Below are 16,901 nucleotides of genomic sequence, written 5' to 3' on the forward strand. Positions count from 1 at the left end.
CGCGGCACCCCCGCGGCCCCGCATCCAGCTCACCTCTCCGTCCGTCCGCCCCACCGCGGCTCAGCCACAAGCGCTGCCGCGGGGGAGCGAGCGCACGACCCCGACGACGGCGCCAGACCTCCGCTCCGCGACCACCGAATGCACGGCCCTCCCGATCGGGGAGCCGCTCCTCCACCACCACACCGCGGGCCAGCGACGTCCCGATCCGCTACGACTCTCGTGAGGACGGTCCCCATGGCTCCCGTTCAGCCCTCGCCCCGCGTCCCCGCCGTGCCGTTCCTCGGCACCCCGCCCGCGCAGGGGATGTACGACCCGGCGGCCGAGAAGGACGCCTGCGGTCTCGCCATGGTCGCCACCATGCGCGGGACGGCCGGGCACGACATCATCGACGCCGCGCTGAACGCGCTGCGCAACCTCGAGCACCGCGGCGCGGTCGGCTCCGACGCCGGCACCGGCGACGGCGCGGGGATCATCACCCAGATCCCCGACGACTTCCTGCGGGCCGTCGCGGCCGTCGAGCTGCCCCCCGCCGGGCAGTACGCGGTCGGCAACGCCTTCCTCCCGGTCGACGTCTTCGAGCGCGAGCGGGTCAAGTCGACCATCGCCGAGATGGCCCGCGAGGAGAACCTCACCGTCCTCGGCTGGCGCTCGATCCCGGTGCAGCCGGACGAGATCGGCACGCTCGCCCGCGCCGCCATGCCGGCGATCGAGCAGCTCTACGTCTCGAGCGAGCTCACCGACGCGGCCGGCGTGCCGCTGGCCGGGCTCCGCCTCGACCGCCTCACCTTCCGCCTGCGCAAGCGCGTCGAGCGCGAGCTCGAGGTGTACTTCATGTCGCTCTCGAGCCGCACGCTCGTCTACAAGGGCATGGTCACCACGCTCCAGCTCGAGCCGTTCTACCCCGACCTCTCGGACGAGCGCTTCACCTCGAAGCTCGCGCTGGTGCACTCGCGCTACTCGACCAACACCTTCCCGTCCTGGCCGCTCGCGCAGCCGTTCCGGATGATCGCGCACAACGGCGAGATCAACACGGTGCAGGGCAACCGCAACTGGATGCGCGCGCGCCAGTCGCAGCTGAAGAGCGCCGAGCTCGGCGACCTCTCGCCGCTGTTCCCGATCGTCTCGACCGGCCGGAGCGACTCCGCCTCGTTCGACGAGACGGTGGAGCTGCTCACGCTGGCCGGCCGCTCGCTGCCGCACGCGATCATGATGATGGTGCCGGAGGCGTGGGAGAACCAGGCCGCCGCGATCGACCAGAAGCGCCGCGCCTTCTACGAGTACCACTCGATGCTCATGGAGCCGTGGGACGGCCCGGCCGCGATCGTCTTCACCGACGGCGACCTCGTCGGCGCCACGCTGGACCGCAACGGCCTGCGCCCCGGCCGCTACGTCGTCACGGACGACGGCCTCGTCGTGCTCGCCAGCGAGATCGGCGTCCTCGACATCGACCCCGCGAAGATCGTCCGCAAGGGCCGGCTGCAGCCGGGCCGGATGTTCCTGGTCGACACCGAGCAGGGCCGCATCGTCGAGGACGAGGAGATCAAGGCGCAGCTCGCGGACTCCGGTCCCTTCGACGAGTGGCTCGACAAGGGCCGCATCAACCTCAAGGACCTGCCCGAGCGCGAGCACATCGTGCACACGCCCGCGTCGGTCAACCGCCGCCAGCGCACCTTCGGCTACACCGAGGAGGAGGTGCGGCTGCTGCTGCTGCCGATGGCGAAGGCCGGCGCCGAGCCGCTCGGCGCCATGGGCTCCGACACGCCCGTCGCGGTGCTCTCGAAGCGCCCGCGGCTGCTCTTCGACTACTTCACCCAGGCGTTCGCGCAGGTGACCAACCCGCCGCTCGACTCCATCCGCGAGGAGGTCGTCACCTCGCTGCGCCTCGGCCTCGGCCCGGAGCGCAACCTGCTCTCGGCCGGCGCCGAGCACGCCCGCCAGGTCGTCCTCGACTTCCCGGTGATCGACAACGACGAGCTCGCCAAGATCCAGCACATCGCGCCGCGCCCGCTCAGCCACATCACCACGACGATCCGCGGCCTCTACCGCGTCGACGCCGGTCCCCGCGCCATGCAGGACCGCCTCGACGCGATGTGCGCCGAGGCCGACGAGGCGATCGCCGCCGGAGCGCAGTTCCTGGTGCTCTCGGACCGCGACTCCACCAAGGACCTCGCGCCGATCCCCTCGCTGCTGATGCTCGCCGCCGTGCACCACCACCTGATCCGCACCGAGAACCGGATGCGCGTCGGGCTGGTCGTCGAGGCCGGTGACGTCCGCGAGGTGCACCACGTCGCGACGCTGATCGGCTACGGCGCCTCCGCGGTGAACCCGTACCTCGCGATGGAGACCTGCGAGCAGCTGGTCCGCAGCGGCATGATCTCGGACCTCTCGCCCGAGAAGGCCGTCAAGAACGTGATCAAGGCGCTCGGCAAGGGCGTCCTCAAGATCATGTCCAAGATGGGCATCTCGACCGTGTCCAGCTACGCCGGCGCGCAGACCTTCGAGGCCGTGGGCCTCAGCCAGGTCTTCGTCGACCAGTACTTCACCGGCACCGCCTCCAAGCTCGGCGGCATCGGGATCGAGGTCGTCGCCGAGGAGAACGCCGCGCGCCACCGCGCCGCGTACCCGGAGGACGGCGCGGTCGTCGCGCACGAGCGCCTCGCGGTCGGCGGCGAGTACCAGTGGCGCCGCGACGGCGCGCCGCACCTCTTCAACCCGGACACCGTCTTCCGGCTGCAGCACTCCACGCGCAACCGCCGCTACGACGTCTTCCGCGAGTACACGAAGATGGTCGACGATCAGGCGCTCTCGCTGATGACCCTCCGCGGCATGTTCACCCTCGACACGGAGGGCCGCACGTCCGTCCCGATCGACGAGGTCGAGTCGGTCGAGTCCATCGTCAAGCGCTTCTCCACCGGGGCGATGAGCTACGGCTCCATCTCGCCGGAGGCGCACGAGACGCTCGCCATCGCGATGAACCGCCTCGGCGCCAAGTCGAACACCGGCGAGGGCGGCGAGGACACCGAGCGACTGCTCGACCCCGAGCGCCGCTCCGCGATCAAGCAGGTCGCCTCGGGCCGCTTCGGCGTCACGAGCATGTACCTGACCCACGCCGACGACATCCAGATCAAGCTCGCCCAGGGCGCCAAGCCCGGCGAGGGCGGCCAGCTGCCGCCGACCAAGGTCTACCCGTGGATCGCGCGCACCCGGCACGCGACCGCGGGCGTCGGCCTGATCTCGCCGCCGCCGCACCACGACATCTACTCGATCGAGGACCTCAAGCAGCTGATCTTCGACCTCAAGCGGGCGAACCCGAAGGCGCGCATCCACGCGAAGCTCGTCAGCCAGTCGGGCATCGGCGCGGTCGCGGCCGGCACGGCGAAGGCCCTCGCCGACGTGATCCTCGTCTCGGGCCACGACGGCGGCACCGGCGCGAGCCCCGTCAACTCGCTCAAGCACGCGGGCACGCCGTGGGAGCTCGGCCTCGCCGAGACCCAGCAGACGCTGATGCTCAACGGCATGCGCGACCGCGTCGTGGTGCAGGTCGACGGCCAGATGAAGACCGGCCGCGACGTCGTCATCGGGGCCCTGCTCGGCGCCGAGGAGTTCGGCTTCGCCACCGCCCCGCTGATCGTCGAGGGCTGCATCATGATGCGCGTCTGCCACCTCGACACCTGCCCGGTGGGCGTCGCGACGCAGAACCCCGAGCTGCGCAAGCGCTTCAACGGCAAGCCCGAGTTCGTCGTCAACTTCTTCGAGTTCATCGCCCAGGAGGTGCGCGAGTACCTCGCCCAGCTCGGCTTCCGCTCGATCGACGAGATCGTCGGCCACCGCGAGCTTCTCGACGTCAACCGCGCCATCGAGCACTGGAAGGCGAGCGGGCTCGACCTGACGCCGATCCTGGTCGGCCCGGTCTTCCGCGCCGAGGAGCCGCGCCGCCACGGCCGCGCGCAGGAGCACGAGCTGGAGAAGCACTTCGACAACGAGCTGATCCGCCTCGCCGCGAACGTGCTCGACCACCGCGGCACCGTGGTGATCGACCGCGAGATCAAGAACACCGAGCGCGCGGTCGGCACCATGCTCGGCCACGAGGTGACCGTCCGCTACGGCGAGAACGGGCTGCCGGCCGACTCCATCACGGTGAACCTGCGCGGCTCGGCCGGGCAGTCGCTCGGCGCGTTCCTGCCCGCGGGCATCACGCTGCGCCTCGAGGGCGACTCGAACGACTACGTCGGCAAGGGCCTCTCCGGCGGTCAGATCGTGGTGCGGCCCGACCGCCGCAGCACCTTCGACGCGTCGGCGAACGTCATCGCCGGCAACGTGATCGGCTACGGCGCGACCCAGGGCACGATGTTCATCCGCGGGATGGTCGGCGAGCGCTTCCTGGTCCGCAACTCCGGTGCCACGGCGGTCGTCGAGGGCGTGGGCGACCACGCGCTCGAGTACATGACCGGCGGGCTCGCCGTCATCCTCGGCGCGACCGGCCGCAACCTCGGCGCGGGCATGTCCGGCGGCACCGCCTACATCCACGACCTGAGCCGCGAGCTCGTCAACCGCGACGCGATCGCCTCCGGGGAGCTGACGCTCTCCGAGCTCGGCAGCGCCGACGTGGAGATCCTGCGCGACCTGCTCGAGCGGCACGTGGCCGAGACCGAGTCGACCCTGGCCCAGGGGATGCTCGACGATTTCGACGGAACCGTCTCGCGTTTCGTCAAGGTACTGCCCCGCGACTTCGCCGCGGTGCTCGCGACGCGAGCATCCGCCGTCGAAGAGGGGCTCGACCCCGACGGCGACGTCGTCTGGGGACGGATTCTGGAGGTGACCGGTGGCTGATCCCAAGGGATTCCTGAAGGTGCAGGACCGGGAGCTGCCTAAGCGGCGCCCGGTGTCCGTGCGGCTGATGGACTGGAAAGAGGTGTACGAGCAGGGCGACACCGCCGTGCTGCGCCGGCAGGCCGGCCGCTGCATGGACTGCGGCATCCCGTTCTGCCACAAGGGCTGCCCGCTCGGGAACCTGATCCCCGAGTGGAACGACCTGATGTGGCGCGGCGAGGGCCGCCAGGCGATCGAGCGCCTGCACGCGACCAACAACTTCCCGGAGTTCACCGGCCGCCTGTGCCCGGCGCCCTGCGAGTCGTCCTGCGTGCTCGGCATCAACCAGCCCGCGGTCACGATCAAGCAGATCGAGGTCTCGATCATCGATCAGGCCTTCGGCAACGACTGGGTGCAGCCGCACCCGCCGGAGCGCCTGACCGGCAAGACGGTCGCCGTCGTCGGCTCCGGCCCCGCCGGCCTCGCCGCGGCGCAGCAGCTCACCCGCGCCGGGCACACCGTCGCGGTCTACGAGCGCGACGACCGCATCGGCGGCCTCCTGCGCTACGGCATCCCCGACTTCAAGATGGAGAAGAAGCACCTCGAGCTGCGCCTGAACCAGATGAAGGCCGAGGGCACCCGCTTCCGCGCCGGCGTCGACATCGGCACGGACATCACCTGGGACGACCTGCGCGCGCGCTACGACGCCGTCGTGGTCGCCACCGGCGCGATGGTCCCGCGCGATCTGCCGATCCCCGGCCGCGACCTGGCCGGCGTGCACTTCGCGATGGAGTACCTGGTGCAGTCGAACCACGCCATCGCGGGCGACCGCGTGTTCGAGCAGATCTCGGCCGAGGGCAAGCACGTGGTCGTCCTCGGCGGCGGCGACACCGGAGCGGACTGCATCGGCACCGCGCACCGCCAGAAGGCGGCCTCGGTCACCAACCTCGCGATCGGCACGCAGCCCCCGTCGCAGCGTCCGGACAGCCAGCCCTGGCCGATGGACCCGACCGTCTTCGAGGTCGCCAGCGCCCACGAGGAGGGCGGGGAGCGCGTCTACCTCGCCTCCACCGTCGAGTTCCTCGCGAACGAGGTCGGCGAGGTCCGCGCCGTGCGCGTGGCCGAGACCGAGTACCTCGACGGACGCCGCGTGCCCAAGGCGGGCACCGAGCGCGAGATCCCGGCCGACCTGGTCCTCCTGGCCCTGGGCTTCACCGGCCCCGAGTCGGAGCACCTCGCCGGCCAGCTCGAGGTGCCGTTCACGGACCGCGGCAACGTGGTCCGCGGCGACCGATTCGAGACCAGCGTCCCGGGCGTCTTCGTCGCCGGGGACGCCGGCCGCGGCCAGTCGCTGATCGTCTGGGCCATCGCCGAGGGCCGCTCCGTCGCGGCCGAGATCGACCGCTACCTCGAAGGCACCACCCAGCTGCCCGCGCCCGTCGGGCCCAACGACCGGGGCTTCACGCTCTAGTCCCACGGACGCGATAGTCTTCGCGCGCCAGCTTCACAGCTCACCCTCCCCGCTATCGACGCGCCCTCGGGCGCAGAACAACGGAGCACCCCCTCAATGAGACGAGCGAAAATCGTCGCCACCCTCGGCCCGGCAACGTCGTCGTACGAGACCATTCGTGCGATCATCGACGCCGGCGTGGACGTGGCCCGCATGAACCTCAGCCACGGCAGCTACGACGTGCACGAGGGCATCTACCGCCTCGTGCGGAAGGCCGCCGAGGACTCCGGTCGCGCCGTCGCGATCATGGTCGACCTGCAGGGTCCCAAGATCCGCCTCGGCAAGTTCGAGGGCGGTCCGTACCCCCTCGTCGAGGGCGACGTCTTCACCATCACCACCGAGGACGTCCTCGGCACCAAGGAGCTCTCGGGCACCACGTTCAAGGGCCTGCCCGACGACGTGAACCCCGGCGACATGCTCCTGATCGACGACGGCAAGGTCGCGGTCCGCGTCACCGCCGTCGAGGGCCCCCGCGTCATCACCGAGTGCGTCGTCCCCGGCAACATCTCGAACAACAAGGGCATCAACCTGCCCGGCGTCGCGGTCAACGTGCCCGCGCTGTCGCAGAAGGACGAGGACGACCTCCGCTGGGCCATCCGCCTGGGCGCGGACATCATCGCGCTCTCCTTCGTGCGCAACGCCAGCGACATCGTCCGCGTGCACGAGATCATGGCGGAGGAGGGCCGCAAGGCTCCCGTCATCGCCAAGATCGAGAAGCCGCAGGCGGTCGACAACCTGCAGGAGATCATCGACGTCTTCGACGGCATCATGGTCGCCCGCGGCGACCTCGGCGTCGAGCTGCCCCTCGAGGCCGTGCCGATCGTGCAGAAGCACGCCGTCGAGCTCGCCCGCCGCTGGGCCAAGCCCGTCATCGTCGCCACCCAGATGCTCGAGTCGATGATCGAGAGCCCGCGCCCCACCCGCGCCGAGGCCTCCGACGTCGCCAACGCCATCCTCGACGGAGCCGACGCGGTCATGCTCTCCGGCGAGACCAGCGTCGGCGCCTGGCCGGTCGTCACCGTTCAGACGATGGCCCGCATCGTCGAGTCCACCGAGGAGCACGGCCTCGAGCGGATCCCCCCGCTCGGCAGCAAGCCGCGCACCCAGGGCGGCTCCGTCACCCTCGCCGCCGCCGAGGTCGCCGAGTTCGTCGAGGCCAAGTTCCTCTGCGTCTTCACCGAGTCCGGCGACTCCGTCCGCCGCATGACCCGCCTGCGCCACGGCATCCCGATCATCGGCTTCACCCCCGAGCCCTCGGTCCGCCGCCGCATGGCGCTCAACTGGGGCGTCCAGTCCTACGTCACGCCCCGCGTGAACCACACGGACGCCATGTTCGCCCAGGTCGACGCCGTCCTCCTCCGCGAGAACCTCGCGAAGGCCGGCGACACCGTCGTCGTCGTCTCCGGATCGCCCCCCGGACGCGCCGGCACCACCAACGACATGCGCGTGCACGTCGTCGGCTCCTCCAGCTCCTCCGAGCCGGTGGAGAACTGGGACCACTGAGTCTCTGCAGAAGGGCCCGGTCGCCAGCGCGACCGGGCCCTTCTGCGACGGACTCCTCGTTCCTCGTCGTCCGTCGGCGGTCGGCTTCGCGACGGGGTGCGCTGGTGGGAGCCGGTCGCGTTCCGGGTACGACGATCCGCTGGCACGCGGATCGCCGGTGGCCCTGCGGAGCGGCGGCCGGTCTGCAGGGGTGGCGACCCCTTCGGGGCGCCACGCTCCCGAGCGGGGGTGGGTGCTCCCGCTCCTGCTGATCGAGCAGCCGCGCGTCCATGCTGGTCGAGTAGCCGCGCAGCGGCGTATCGAGACCCACGCCCGCCAGCGCGTCGGGTGCAAGGGCCGCGGCCCCTTCGGGGCGCGAGCCGCTCCTCGCCGCATGAGCAGCTGCCGACCCCGGCCGAGCGTGCACAGCGGCTCCTTCAGAGGGGCGTGCCTTCCATGCTGGTCGAGTAGCCGCGTGGCGGCGTATCGAGACCCGGCGTCTTCGGCAGGGCGGGTCTGCTGACTCGTTCGGGCGCGGGTGGATCTCGATGCGCCCGTTCCGCGGGCTGCTCGATCGGCATGCTCGTGCCCGACGATGCGGTGCGATCCTCGCGGGCGTCGCCGCCGGTCCGGGGGCGGCTGCGGGCCGCGCTAGCGTGGGGGCATGCGACTCGGCGTGCTCGACATCGGCTCCAACACGGTCCATCTGCTGCTCGTCGATGCGCACCCGGGGGCGCGTCCCGTGCCGTACCGGTCGCACAAGCGCAGCCTCGCGCTGGTCGCCTTCCTGGACGCCGCCGGCGACATCACGGAGGAGGGGCAGCGCGAGCTGATCTCCTTCGTCGCCGAGGCGCACGAGGTCGCCCGCCGCCACCGCGCGGAGGACCTGCTCGCCTTCGCCACCTCCGCGATCCGCGAGGCCGGCAACGGCGCCGCGGTGCTCGAGCGCGTCCGCACCGAGACCGGCGTGCACCTCCAGGAGCTCGGCGGCGAGGCCGAGGCGTCCGCGACCTTCCTCGCCGTGCGCCGCTGGTTCGGCTGGGGCGCCGGCTCGATCCTCGACCTCGACATCGGCGGCGGCTCCTTCGAGCTGTCGATGGGCGTCGACGAGGTGCCCGAGCTCGCCGTCTCGGTGCCGCTCGGAGCCGGCCGCGTCACCCGCGACCTCCTCGACGGCGACCCCGCCTCCGCCACGAGCGTCAAGGCCGCCCGCCGGCACGCCCGCGAGGTGCTCGCCGAACCCGTCCGCGCCTTCCTCGCCCTCGGCACCCCCGACCTCGTGGCCGGCACCTCGAAGACCTTCCGCTCCCTGGCCCGGATCGCCGGCGCCGCTCCCAGCGCCGCGGGCCCGCTCGCCCGCCGCGAGCTGCACCTCGTCGACCTGCGGCTCTGGTCCTCCCGCCTCGCCGCGATCAGCGCGGCCGACCGCTCGGCGCTGCCCGGTGTCTCCACGCTCCGCGCCCCGCAGCTGCTGGCCGGCGCGCTCGTCGCCGAGGCGGCCATGGAGGCGCTGCACGTCGAGACGCTCGTGATCTGCCCGTGGGCGACCCGCGAAGGCCTGATCATCCGCCGCTTCGAGCTCCTCGACGCGCAGCTGCAGCGCGAGGAGCCTCAGCTGAGCGTGATGCTGTAGGAGAAGGCGCGCTGCTCGCCCGGGGCGAGCACGAACTGCCGCGGCTTGTCGACGATGTCGCCGTCCCAGCCCTCCGGCGTCGGCACGCTCCGCCACGGCTCGATGCAGACGAACGGCGCGCCGACCGGCTTCCAGACGCCGACGACGTCGAAGTCGCCGCTGTCGACCGCGATCGAGCGCGCGCCGTCGGCCTCGAGCGTCAGCGTGCGGCGGCGGGGCTCGTCGAAGATCAGCACGCCCTCCTCGAAGTGCGCGTCGTCCACCGTGAGCACGCCGTCCTCCAGCGGCGCCGGGTGGCGCTCGGCGACGAGCAGGTTCTCGGGAGCCCGGCGGAAGCCCTCCGGCTCGGGCTGCGCGAAGCGGATCCGGTGATCACCGGTCGCGCCGGGCAGCGGCAGGGCGAACGCCGGGTGGTTGCCGACCGAGGCGCCGAGCGGCTCCGTGCCGCGGTTCTCGACGGTCTGCGTGATCCGCAGCGTCGATCCGGTCACCGCGTAGGCGATCAGCAGCGACCAGTCGAAGGGGAACACCGCGCGGGTCGCGTCGTCGCTGCGCAGCCGGAAGACGGCCTCGTCGCCGCCGACGCCGGCCAGCTCGAAGACGCGGTCGCGCGCGAAGCCGTGCTGGCCCATCGGGTGGTCGCGGCCGTCGTGGTGCAGGGTGTCGCCCGGCAGCCGCCCGATGATCGGGAAGAGCACGGGCGCGTGCCGGCGCCACTCGGGTCCGGCCTGCCAGAGGTACTCGCGGTTCTCGGTGTCGCGGAGGGAGGTCATCTCGGCGCCCGCGGTCGTCAGCGCCACGCGCAGCTCGTCGCTGCCGATCGCGAGGACGGTGGGGGCGGGGGAGTCGTTGCTGCTCATCCTCCGATTCTGCCGCTGACCCGGGCCGGCGCGGGGACCGGCGCCGCACCGACCGCGGATCGGTGTCGGACCGGCGTGACAGCATGGGGCGATGCCTCCCGAGAAGTCCGCCGCCTCCTGGCGCGCCCGTGTGGGCGAGCTCAGCGGCGGCGAGCCCGGAGAGCCGACTCCGACGCTCACGCCGATCGGCCTGCAGTTCGAGTTGCGCCGCCTCGTCCGGCGCGTGGACGACCCGTGGCGCGCGCCGACGAGCGAGCGCGTCACCGCGGCGACCTACGACCCCGCCGAGCGTGACGACCACCGCCTCGCCACCCGCCCGGTCGTGCCGGGCCGCGGCGGCGCCTGGAACCGGACGACCCTCACCTGGAAGTCGCTCAACTTCCAGACCCACCGGCTCTCGCTGGATCCGGCGCATCAGCGCTGGTTCGCCGAGTTCGCCGCGCTGCACCGGGCCACCCGCACCGTGCACCTCGGCCAGGACCCGGACTGGATCCACCTCGACGACTACGAGAGCCCGCTGCTCTGGCGCCTGCTCGAGCAGGCGGAGGGCCTGCGCATCCCGCTGCTCACCACCGGCGCGGGTGCTCTCGCGCGCTCCGCCTCGGCGCATGTCGCCCTGGTCGCCTCCGAGCTGGCGGGCGCCCTGGAGCTCACCCCCGTCCTCCGGCTCGACGCCGGCGAGCGCCCGCTCGAGGCCGCGAGGCCCATCTCCCGGCACGGCGTCTACCTGGTGGAGTCCGGCGACCCGACCGCGCTGCTGCTCGCGCCGACCCCGCAGCCGCTCGACGACGAGGAGCTGCGGCTGCTCCGCCATCCCGAGCCGACGGGTATCCCGGCGGAGGACGTCGCCGAGTTCCTGGCGGAGCACCTGCCGACCCTGCGCGGCCGAGTCGCTGTGCGGGGCGCGGACGCCGGCGTGGAGCTGGACGAGCCCGAGCCGCCCCGGCTGGTCTGCACCGTCTCGTTCGAGCCGCGCCGCGTCGTCCGCGTCGGCTTCCACTGGCGGCGCAGCCCCGACCGGGCGCGCGAGCTCGACGATGCCGACGACGACGCGCTCGAGGACTCGATCCTCCGCCGCGCCCGGACCGTCCTGGCCGCCGCGCAGTCGGACGTCGTCCCCGACGTCGACCGGCCGGCGGTCCTGCGCGGCGCGGCGGCGGCGGTCTTCGTCGTCGAGCAGCTGCCGCTCCTCGAGAACGTCGGCGGCGTGCGGATCGAGCGCGAGGGGAAGCAGCCCGACTACCGGCTGCTCAACGGACCGCTCACCCTCACGCTCACCGCGGCCGACACCGAGAGCGCCGACTGGTTCGACCTCGGCGTCGTCGTCACGATCGGCGACGCGAGCGTCCCCTTCGGCCCGCTGTTCCGCGCGCTCGCGAACGGCGGCGACCGGATCCGGCTCGTGGACCACTCCTACCTCTCGCTCGCGCATCCCGGCCTCGACCGGCTCCGCGAGCTGCTGCAGCGCGCCGACGAGCTGGAGGAGTGGGAGACCGGCCCGCGGATCGGCCGGCACCAGACCGCGCTCTGGGAGGAGCTGGACGAGCTCGCCGACGCGAGCACCGCCTCCGATGCCTGGAAGGTCCTGCTCGACAACGCTCTGGCCGCGGGTGCGCCGGTCGACGTCGAGCCGCCGGCCGGCCTCACCGGCGAGCTGCGCTCGTACCAGCGCGAGGGCTATTCCTGGCTCGTGCACCGCCGCCGCCATGGGCTCGGCGGGATCCTCGCCGACGACATGGGGCTGGGCAAGACGCTGCAGACCCTCGCGATGATGCTGCAGGCGGTGGAGGAGGCGCGCGCCGCCGGAGTCCGCGCCGCGCCGTTCCTCGTGGTCGCGCCGACCTCGGTGCTGCCCGGCTGGCTCTCGGAGGCGGCGCGCTTCGCCCCCTCCCTCCGGATCGCGGCGGTGACCAGCACCCGCGAGGGGCGCGGCGACAGCCTCGCCGCCCTGCCGGCCGATCTCGACGTCGTGGTCACCAGCTACGCGGTGCTCCGCCTGGCCGGTGAGCAGTGGGCCGAGCGGCAGTGGTCGGCCCTCGTCCTCGACGAGGCGCAGTTCGTGAAGAACCCGTCCTCGCAGGCGCACCGGGCCGCCCGCGGCGTCGGCGCGCCGATCACCCTCGCCCTCACCGGCACGCCGCTCGAGAACTCGCTCGACGAGCTGTGGGCGGTCCTCGCGCTGACCGCGCCCGGTCTCCTGCCGTCGCTCCGGCGCTTCCGGGAGGAGTTCTCCCGCCCGATCGTGCACGCGGACGAGCCGGTCGGCATCGTCTCGCCGGACCTGTCGGCGGGGCGCACGGTCTCGCACTCCGAGGGAGCGCGGCGGCGTCTCGACCGGCTGCGGCGCCGGATCCGCCCGTTCCTGCTGCGCCGGACGAAGGAGGCGGTGGCGCCCGAGCTGCCCGAGAAGCAGGAGCAGACCCTCGAGGTCACCCTCGCTCCGAGCCACCGGGTGCTCTACGACGGCTATCTGCAGCGCGAGCGGCGGAAGCTCCTCGGGCTGGTCGACGACCTCGACCGCCAGCGCTTCACCGTGTTCCGCTCGCTCACGCTGCTCCGCCTGCTCGCCCTGGACGCCTCGCTGGTCGATCCCGCGTACCGGCACGTGCCCTCGGCCAAGCTCGACGCGCTGATCGAGCAGCTCGACGACGTGCTGGCGGAGGGGCGCCGGGCGCTCGTCTTCAGCACCTTCACCTCGTACCTGGAGCGCGCGGCCGAGCGGCTGCGGCGGCGGGGGATCCCGTTCGTGCAGCTCGACGGCTCCACCCGCGACCGGGGTGCGGTGATCGACGAGTTCCGCTCCGGAGCCGCGCCGGTGTTCCTGATCAGCCTGAAGGCGGGCGGGACCGGGCTCACGCTGACCGAGGCCGACCACGTCTTCATCCTCGACCCCTGGTGGAACCCCGCCGCCGAGGCCCAGGCGGTGGACCGCGCGCACCGGATCGGCCAGGAGCGCCGGGTCAACGTCTACCGGCTGGTGGCGAAGGACACGATCGAGGAGAAGATCGTCCGGCTGAAGGAGCGCAAGGCGCGCCTGAGCACGGCCGTCCTCGACGAGGGCGAGCTGTTCGCCCAGGCGCTCACCGCCGACGACCTGCGCGAGCTGCTGGGGGAGTGAGGCGGGCCCGGCACCCCCGGCGTGATCCGAGGACCTCGGACGAGCCCGGCGGCCCGGGAACCTCCTGCCCTGTAGCACCCCTGGCGGAGTGAGGGAAGAGACGGTCGCACCCAGGATCCGAGCGCAGACTCGATGGATGAGTCGACGCCGTCCCCGCCCCCGCCCCGACTGGGTCGCCGCCCTCGAGACGGGCGACGACGCGGGCCTCTTCGGCCCCGGCAGCGCCGTCTGGGCCGTCAACGGCGCGATGCCGACGATGGTCGCCGGCGTCCGCGCCCTGCTGATGCAGACGCTGCACGCGGGCGCGATGGCCGGCGTGCACGACCACTCCCGCTACCGCGAGGACCCGATGGGCCGCCTCGACAACACCGTGCGCTGGGTGCTCACCACCAGCTTCGGCGACACCGCCACCGCCTCCGGAGCCGCCCGCTGGGTGACCGGCGTGCACGAGCGGATCGTCGGCACCTACCAGGACGCGACCGACGTCGAGCGGCACTACTCGGCGCAGGATCCGCGGCTGCTGCTCTGGGTGCACGACGCCTTCACCGACGCGTTCCTCGGCGCGCACGAGCTTTGGGGCGGCCCGATCCCGGGCGGTGCCGACGCCTACGTCCGCGAGTGGGCCGCGTCGGGCCGCCTGCTCGGGGTGGAGAACCCGCCCGAGAGCGTCGCCGAGCTGCGCGAGCAGCTGGCCGGGTTCGCGGGCGAGCTGCGTCCCGACGAGCGGGTGCACGAGGCGGTCGAGTTCCTCCGGACGGTGAAGCTCCCCGGGGAGGCCGGGCTGATCTACCCGCTGCTCTTCGCCGGGGCCACCGCATCGCTGTCGCCCGAGGTGCGCCGCCTCCTCGGCCTCCGCCGCCCGTGGTGGCCTGCGATCACCGCGACCCGCCTGCTGATGCGCTCCCTCGAGCTGTACCTCGGCCGCGTCTCACCCAGCGAGCGCGCCGCCCGCACCCGCCTCGGCCGCCTCGCCGCGACCCGCACCGCCGCGAGCTGACCCGGGCTCGGACTCCGCCGTTCTGCCGCGGCCCATTCCACGCACTTCCGGCTCACGGAATCGCTCCCGGCACGCCGGATCCGCTCGTCCCCGCGTGCCGAACCCGCTTCCACGAGCCGGAGGTGGCGCGTGGAGCAGCCGACTGCCCGGTCGGCTCGCAGAATCACGTCCGGCACGTCGGATCGGCGCGTTCCCGCGCGCCGAAGCCGGTTTCGCGAGCCGGAGGTGGTGCGGGGAGTGGCCGCGTACCCGTTCGGCTCGCGGATTCACGTCCGGCACGTCGGATCGGCTCGTTCCCGCGTGCCGAAGGCGGTCTCGCGAGCCGGAGGTGGTGGGGGAGTAGCCGCGGGCAGGTTCGGCTCGCGGAATGACGCTCGGCTCGCCGTACCTGCTGGTCTCCGCGTGCCGAGGCCGGTTCCGCGTGCCACAGGTGATGGCGCGAGCAGCCGCGCACGCCTCCGGCTCGCTGAAACGCGTCGGGCACGACGGATCCACCGGATCCCGCGTGCCGAACCGCTTCTCGCGAGCCGGAGTCGACCGGCACACCAGTTCGCCGGGTTTTCCGAACACCTGTCCGGGAAGTGGTAGACTGCCGGGGATGTCTTCCGCTCGAGCCGCCTCTCCGCACGGAGTGGAGGCACCCGTCACCCCGGGGCCCGCGTCGGCCGATCCGCGCACGCGCCGCACCCGCCGCCGGGTCTTCGACGCGGTCGAGCGGCTCGTCATGCAGACCGACGGCGGCCGTGCCGAGGGCATCGCGGTCAGCGACATCGTCCGCGAGGCCGGCATCAGCCGCAGCTCGTTCTACTCGCACTTCGAGGACGCGGCCGCTGTCGCCTCCGCCCTCCTGCGCGAGGACCTCGTCGTCGCGGACGTCGCCGCTCCCGACCCCGCGGACCGCACCGGCGCCCGCGCGCTCCGCCGCGGCTACGTCCGCCTCGTCGACCGGCTGGTCGACCGGCACGCCTTCCACGCCCGGCTCCGCGCCCGCGCCTCGGCCCGGGTCGCCTCGGACGACGCCGTCCTCGACACCGTGCTCGCCCTCCACCGCGAGGTGCTCGCCCGCGTCGACGCCCCGGCCGGCGTCGACCCCGAGCTGACGGCGACCTTCGCGGCCGGCGGCGTGCTCGCCGTGGTCGGCGCCTGGCTCGCAGGCGGACTCGACGGCACCGACGAGGAGCTCGTCGAGCAGCTCGTCGCGCTCCTCCCGCCCTGGCTGGCCGACGCGCCGCTGCGGGCCCCGGACTCCTCCTCCCTCCCACCACGCCCCACGATGAAAGGCACGACATGATGACATTCGAGGTCGGCGAGACCCTGGTCTACCCGCACCACGGAGCGGTGACGATCACTGGGCTCGAGAAGCGCTCGGTCAAGGGCGTCGAGAAGACGTTCATGACGATGAACGTGCACACCAGCGAGCTCACGATCACCCTGCCCGTCGAGAACGCCGAGCTCGTGGGGGTCCGCGAGATCATCGACGACGCCGGCGTGCAGGCCGTCTACGACGTGCTCCGCAGCGACGTGGCCGAGGAGGCCAGCAACTGGTCGCGCCGGTTCAAGGCGAACCAGGAGAAGATGGCGAGCGGCAGCGTCTACCGGGTCAGCGAGGTCGTCCGCGACCTGTGGCGCCGCGAGCAGGCCGGCGGAGTCTCGGCCGGCGAGAAGCGCATGCTGCTGAAGGCCCGCCAGATCCTGGTCTCGGAGCTCTCGCTCGCGCTGAAGGCCACCGACGAGGAGGCCTCCGCGAAGCTCGACGAGGTCCTCGCCTCGGCGATCTGATCCGCCCCGACGGCGCGTCCACCCTCCGGGGCGGGCGCGCCGTCGGCGTCTCCGCACCCCGGCTCGCCGCCGCCGTCAGCCGTCCTAGGCTGGTGGAGCCGGCCGGACGCGGTCGCGCGCAGGGGAGCGGACGGGAGCGCGGTCGATGACGGCATCGGACGAGGCGACGAGCGCCGCCGCCGCGCTGCAGGAGCTGCTCGCGCAGACCGTCGTCGAGCTCGAGCTCCGCGGTGTGCCCGATCAGGCCCTCGCCGAGCTCCGCCGGCCGCGCGCGATCCTCGGCTTCCGCCGCGCGCCCGTGATGGCCCCGGTCACCCGGGCCTGGCGACTCGGCGTCCTGCTGCTCGGGCACGACGGCGACGTCTTCGCGACCGGCTCAGTGACCCGCTCCGTGGCCCCGCTGCACGCCAACAACCAGTCGGAGTCGCAGGAGGCGCGCCGGGAGATCCGGAAGGCCGCCTTCGACGGACCCTTCCAGGAGGGCGAGATCGTCAACCACGGCTGGCGCCGCCTGGCGACCGACGCCGAGAGCCTCACCGCCGGTCAGGAGCCGCTGTCGCTCCGCGGCGCACGGGTGGTGGTCCGCTGGGCACCCGGCCTCGGCGAGCAGGGACTCATGCCGCTCGAGCGCTACCTCGCCGACCGGCTCGACCTGCTCGAGGGGGCGTAGGAGCCGACCGCTCCGGCCGGCTCCGCCGCGTCACTCCGCCGCG

10 protein-coding genes are annotated in these 16,901 nt (G+C 72.9%); 9 read left to right on the forward strand and 1 reads right to left on the reverse strand.

The window, feature by feature from the left end; genetic code table 11:
• Positions 1-234 precede the first annotated feature (234 nt).
• The 4 genes from gltB (at position 235) to MT350_RS15770 (ending at position 9,434) form a co-directional block, all read left to right on the forward strand.
• Positions 235-4,830: a glutamate synthase large subunit gene (gltB, locus tag MT350_RS15755; RefSeq protein ID WP_374206647.1), complete on the forward strand. Its 4,596-nt coding sequence runs from the start codon at positions 235-237 to the stop codon at positions 4,828-4,830.
• On the forward strand, positions 4,823-6,280 hold the full coding sequence (locus tag MT350_RS15760) for a glutamate synthase subunit beta (protein ID WP_123446240.1): 1,458 nt from the start codon (positions 4,823-4,825) through the stop codon (positions 6,278-6,280). The genes gltB and MT350_RS15760 overlap by 8 nt, the downstream gene beginning before the upstream one ends.
• Positions 6,281-6,376: 96 nt before the next feature.
• Positions 6,377-7,822, forward strand: coding sequence for a pyruvate kinase (gene pyk, locus MT350_RS15765; protein ID WP_243599956.1), 1,446 nt, complete (start codon positions 6,377-6,379; stop codon positions 7,820-7,822).
• Between the two features lie 643 nt (positions 7,823-8,465).
• On the forward strand, positions 8,466-9,434 hold the full coding sequence (locus MT350_RS15770; protein ID WP_243599957.1) for a Ppx/GppA phosphatase family protein: 969 nt from the start codon (positions 8,466-8,468) through the stop codon (positions 9,432-9,434).
• Here MT350_RS15770 and MT350_RS15775 read toward each other — a convergent pair.
• The gene (locus tag MT350_RS15775) at positions 9,413-10,294 is read right to left on the reverse strand and encodes an aldose 1-epimerase family protein (protein ID WP_243599958.1); all 882 of its coding nucleotides are present in this window, start codon (positions 10,292-10,294) and stop codon (positions 9,413-9,415) included. The genes MT350_RS15770 and MT350_RS15775 overlap by 22 nt on opposite strands.
• 91 nt (positions 10,295-10,385) lie before the next feature.
• On the opposite strand from MT350_RS15775, the gene MT350_RS15780 reads away from it, so the two are divergent.
• The 5 genes from MT350_RS15780 to MT350_RS15800 all read left to right on the forward strand — a co-directional run bounded on the left by MT350_RS15780 (position 10,386) and on the right by MT350_RS15800 (position 16,858).
• On the forward strand, positions 10,386-13,412 hold the full coding sequence (locus tag MT350_RS15780; RefSeq protein WP_243616260.1) for a DEAD/DEAH box helicase: 3,027 nt from the start codon (positions 10,386-10,388) through the stop codon (positions 13,410-13,412).
• Between the two features lie 136 nt (positions 13,413-13,548).
• Positions 13,549-14,409 carry an oxygenase MpaB family protein gene (locus MT350_RS15785; RefSeq protein WP_243616261.1) on the forward strand — a complete coding sequence of 287 codons (861 nt, stop codon included), beginning with the start codon at positions 13,549-13,551 and terminating at the stop codon, positions 14,407-14,409.
• Positions 14,410-15,007: 598 nt separating this feature from the next.
• Positions 15,008-15,700: a TetR/AcrR family transcriptional regulator gene (locus MT350_RS15790; protein ID WP_123446246.1), complete on the forward strand. Its 693-nt coding sequence runs from the start codon at positions 15,008-15,010 to the stop codon at positions 15,698-15,700.
• A complete protein-coding gene (locus MT350_RS15795) occupies positions 15,700-16,188 on the forward strand; it encodes a CarD family transcriptional regulator (protein ID WP_123446565.1) in 489 nt (162 codons plus the stop codon). The genes MT350_RS15790 and MT350_RS15795 overlap by 1 nt, the downstream gene beginning before the upstream one ends.
• Before the next feature lie 145 nt (positions 16,189-16,333).
• Complete coding sequence (locus MT350_RS15800; RefSeq protein WP_243616262.1) at positions 16,334-16,858, forward strand: hypothetical protein; 525 nt, start codon at positions 16,334-16,336, stop codon at positions 16,856-16,858.
• The last annotated feature ends 43 nt before the right edge of the window (positions 16,859-16,901 follow it).

It is taken from the genome of Rathayibacter sp. VKM Ac-2928, from assembly GCF_022815545.1.
GTDB lineage: Bacteria > Actinomycetota > Actinomycetes > Actinomycetales > Microbacteriaceae > Rathayibacter > Rathayibacter festucae.